This window comes from Corynebacterium striatum ATCC 6940, from assembly GCF_000159135.1.
GTDB classification, from domain to species: Bacteria; Actinomycetota; Actinomycetes; order Mycobacteriales; family Mycobacteriaceae; genus Corynebacterium; species Corynebacterium striatum.
Window position 1 is genome coordinate 150,077 of record NZ_GG667522.1, and the last position, 2,928, is coordinate 153,004.

Consider the following 2,928-nt stretch of genomic DNA (forward strand, 5'->3'; position numbering starts at 1 on the left):
CCGACGACGATAGGCACCATGCCAGACTTATCTTTTTGCTTTGGATACGGATAAGTCATAGTGTGCGCTTTCTTTTTTCAGGGTCGATACGAGAAATACTCTAGATGCTAGGTGCGCTAGTCTTCCTAGCACTTAACGATAGCGCTGAACCGCATAGTGAGCCAAGCAGTTCTTATAGGGCTTATATACCGCTTCCCCATCTTCTTTCAGGTTCTCAATCAGACGGTCGATCTTCTGATTGGTCTTCTTCTCAGTCCAGCCAAGCGCCTGCGCTAGCTCGCGGATTGTGGGGATATTGGCATCCGTGGCGCCCGGCGCGCGGAGGTAACTTGCCAGTTGACGCAGCAACAGCTCCTGCTCGTCATTCGGTACGTGGCGGGTACGCGTCTGGTCCCTGCTTTCATCCAGTGGACGCGGGGTGCGACGAACCATGTCATTGTTTTGAACGTCGATGTGAATCTCATACACGCAATCTGGCGTGGTGAATGTTACGGCGGTCGGCCCTGGCGGAATGGGCGACAAGCCGCGCGGACCGACCTCGATGCGCGAATGCGAGCGAACATTGCGCTGGCTTATATAAAGAGGAATATGGCGGCCCACGTTGGCGAGCATCCAGCCTTGACCGGAGTACCACAGCTGGAATAGCTGGCGGTGCAGGTCCAAATCCTCAGCGCCTACTACAAAGTCACCAGCACGGCCTACTATGAGCTCGTCTCCCGGGCCCATCCGGTGTATCTGCCCGACCAAATCATTGATCTGAAGCCATGGTCCAGAGTTTGCCGGCGAGCTCGCGTTGGGCTGCATAGATGAGACGCTTTCGAAGTTGAGGATAGATGGATAGGGGGATTTTTCAAAAGTCCATACTAATACCTACAAGCGCGAAAGTTAACTGGTTACTAGCGCAATCGTAGTGACGGCAATAGCAAGGATGATGAGAATCGTCGCTGTAATCATCAACGCATTGTTGTTGTCCTTCTGCGGCCGCGCGAGCTGCGCCGGCCGAGCAGGCTGTGCCGGCCGAGCAGATTGAACCTGCTGAGGCAGTTGCGCAGACTGAACGGGGCGCGCTGAGGGCATAGACGCGCCCGGATTGATTCCTGATCTAAACGGCGCATTACTAGAACCGCCATAAGAAGGCACCGAACCCATCGCGGGGTTGCTCCAATTCTGCGCACCTCCGGCGAGGTTATGCGCGCTGCCCATTCCAAAGCCCATGGCGGGAAGCTGGCCGCTTGCCGGATAGTTGGTTGCTTGGCTTTCTGGAACTGCGGATCGCGCATTAAGTTCGGCTCCACCTTTTCCACAGGCCTCCAATGCGTCAATGAACTGGCAGGCTTCTGGGAAACGCTTATACGGAGTGTTATCCAGTGCCCGTTCCATCACTGCATCAATCTGCTGAGTGGCCATTGCCGCCTGTGGATCAAGCCGTGCCATGATAGCCGGGGTGCCCATCCCCGGGACTGTGCGCTTTGCACGCCAGGCAGAATCCGGCATCATCTCTTTAAGGTGATACATGGTCAGCATCTCAAACGCGATGAGTGCTAGCGCATAGTTATCACCTGAAAAGGATGCTTCTTGCCCGCTGTAGTCACGGGAGTTACTTTCCGGCGAGGAGTAGTTTTCGGTTCCGATGACGTTACCGATAGCAGTCAGGCGCGACTGCCCCTCCGAGATCGCGATACCGAAGTCGCTCAGAACGCTATAACCGCTATCGGTGGGCCGGCGGCGTAGCAAGATATTGGCCGGTTTTACATCCCTGTGAATCCACCCATCCGGGCGCATCGAATGCATCTGGTCCAGTGCTTTGGCCACGGGGCGCAAGTACTTGACGACGTCGCTGATGCTAAATCCCGGCTCGTTATTATGGCGACGTTCACGGATGAGCTCTTCCAACGTGCCGCCTTCGAAAAGCTCCATCTCGAAGCCAAGATTGCCCTCGTTATCGGCCAGCTTCTTATTTATGTGCGTGACATAGGAGCTATGGATGGCCGCCAGCGCCTTCATTTCATTGTGGAAGCGCTTGAGCCCTTCTTCGTTGTGTAGCTCCGGCAACACCGTCTTGATTGCAACGTTGCGCCCTAGATCAATATCGGTGGCTGCGAAGACGGTTCCCATGCCGCCGCCCCCGATGCGCCGGACGTTTACGTATCCTTGACGCTCCAGCCAACTCACTACACGGGAATCATTCACGCGTATATTTCATCACACCCGATGCAAATGCAGATCTTCAGAATCACCCTATCTACCCCGCTTATGGGGTAGCATATCCGCTCGTAGAAGACAGACGCTAGTGCTCACTGCTCAAGCATCGAATAGTTTCTGCCTGCAGTTATTTCCTATCGCCGATTACTTTGCCGAAGGATGCAATGACCAACCCTAACCAAGGCCCAAATCACTACCCTTTGCTGCCCCCGAATATGTACTCGGGCGCGCAGTCGCAATCCCGATTTGGCGAGCAGAATCCCTTTACCAACCCAAATGGCCGCTACCAGTCGACGCAGCCGAGGGGTTTTACAGCGCCCGCCGCGCAGCCCTCGCGAAACTGGGTTCCGATCCTATGCATCTTGGCAGTCATCCTGGCCATGCTGATTGGCGGCGGCGTGGTCTGGGTGGATAAGAAGAGCGACGAGGCTCAGCAGCCACCTGTCGCTCCAGCACCGCCGTCGACGGAGGTTGCGGAAGAACCCGTCACGAACACGGAAGAAACCGAGTCTGGTCCAACGCCTACCCAGGTTTCTTCTTCCCCGGCGCAGAATAATTCGCCGCGCTATCAGCACAGGCAGCAGCCGCGCCAGCAAACCCACACCGCTACGCAGCGCGAGGGTTATCCGGCAGGGCTTAGTGCCAATGGCTGGGACGGAATCCCCGGCGCGCAGTGCAACGGCGGCGAGGCCGTGTACGCAGCCAAGAAGTCCGCACCATCAGCTG

At 56.4% G+C, this 2,928-nt stretch carries 3 protein-coding genes; 1 reads left to right on the forward strand and 2 read right to left on the reverse strand.

Going from position 1 to position 2,928, the window contains the following annotated elements:
- Positions 1 to 132: 132 nt before the first annotated feature.
- Both HMPREF0308_RS07205 and HMPREF0308_RS07210 read right to left on the reverse strand, forming a co-directional pair.
- Positions 133 to 804, reverse strand: a complete 672-nt coding sequence (locus HMPREF0308_RS07205; RefSeq protein ID WP_005530168.1) for a hypothetical protein — start codon at positions 802 to 804, stop codon at positions 133 to 135.
- An 81-nt stretch (positions 805 to 885) separates the two neighbouring features.
- Positions 886 to 2,190, reverse strand: a complete 1,305-nt coding sequence (locus tag HMPREF0308_RS07210) for a serine/threonine-protein kinase (RefSeq protein ID WP_005530171.1) — start codon at positions 2,188 to 2,190, stop codon at positions 886 to 888.
- A 176-nt stretch (positions 2,191 to 2,366) separates the two neighbouring features.
- On the opposite strand from HMPREF0308_RS07210, the gene HMPREF0308_RS13895 reads away from it, so the two are divergent.
- Positions 2,367 to 2,928, forward strand: a 562-nt coding sequence (locus HMPREF0308_RS13895; protein WP_034657202.1) for a hypothetical protein, incomplete at its 3' end; no start/stop codon positions are given.

Excerpts from the sequence above, each read along its gene's own strand:
- HMPREF0308_RS07205 (WP_005530168.1), bottom strand. The coding sequence starts at position 804 with ATGCAGCCCAACGCGAGCTCGCCGGCAAACTCTGGACCATGGCTTCAG.